At 74.9% G+C, this 1,030-nt stretch carries 1 protein-coding gene and 1 pseudogene; both read right to left on the minus strand.

Going from position 1 to position 1,030, the window contains the following annotated elements; all coding sequences use genetic code 11:
• A pseudogene (locus JFN87_RS33210) lies at positions 1-359 on the minus strand (hypothetical protein); the annotation flags it as partial.
• 197 nt (positions 360-556) lie between these two features.
• Positions 557-937 (minus strand): DUF6113 family protein, encoded by a 381-nt coding sequence (locus JFN87_RS33215; protein WP_307865692.1) that lies wholly within the window; start codon positions 935-937, stop codon positions 557-559.
• Positions 938-1,030: the final 93 nt, after the last annotated feature.

Consider the following 1,030-nt stretch of genomic DNA (forward strand, 5'->3'; position numbering starts at 1 on the left):
GCCGTGCTCGCGGCCGGGTCGCCCGGCGCCGGCGTCGACCCCGTACGCTCGCCGCCGACGTCGCCCTGGGCGAGCGCCGCGATGCCGCGCCCGTCCATGGCCTCGCCCTCCGTCACCGGCGTGCGCACGACGACGGGCGGGATCGGCCGCGATCCGGGGATGTTGATGCGGATGCGCGTGGTCAGCGTGGTCTCGGTTCTGGGCTCGTCCTGCCGGGGACTGGCCGCCGCGCCGGTGTCGTCCGTGGCGTCCTGCCGGCCCGGCGCCTGGCGCGATCCGTACGGCGGTGCCCCCGCCGGGTACGGCGAACCGCCGCGCCCGTGGGGCCCGGAGGGCGAACTCTCAGTTTCACGACTCAAAGCAGGTTCTCCCGGTTGGCTCCGCCGATGTTCTTACGGCTGGTGCACAGTTGTTCAGGTTCCCGTACCGGAAGCCGGGGGGACGGCCGGAGCGCGCACCACCATACTGGCCTCGGCGGACGTGTACCCGACGACTGCGGGAAGCCACCCGTCCGGTGTGGTGACCGCGAAGCGGGTCCACCGGCCGACTCCCGTGCTCAGCGGCCCTTGGGCCCCGGCCGGGCGGCGGGACCGGCGGGGCGCGAGACAGTGGCGCAGATCACAGCGATCACCATCCCGCCGAGCAGGTACACGAGCGGACCGATACCGGCGGCGAACACACCGTCACCCTCGGGGCGGCCCATGCTCAGCAGAATAACGGACACCACCCAGCCCACGACTGCCGAGCCGAGCCCCAACTGGCTGCCGGTGGCGTGCCGTCCGCCCAGGAAGACCGCCGCCGTCGCCACCAGCGCGAGCAGCAGGCCGCCGGGGAACAGGCCGCCCTGGACCAGCGAGCCCGCCGTGCCGACCGCGGCGCCGAGCACCAGCAGGCCGATGTACGCCGCCACCCGGCCCGGTCCAGATCGGAGGAGCACACGTCTCAACGCCTGTCGCCGGACAGTCCGGGATGGCGCCGTCTGCTTGGGAGTAGGGGGGGGGGGGGGGGGGGGGGGGGGGGGGGGGGGGGG

Origin of the sequence: Streptomyces montanisoli (assembly GCF_017813245.1) — a bacterium.
GTDB lineage: Bacteria > Actinomycetota > Actinomycetes > Streptomycetales > Streptomycetaceae > Streptomyces > Streptomyces montanisoli.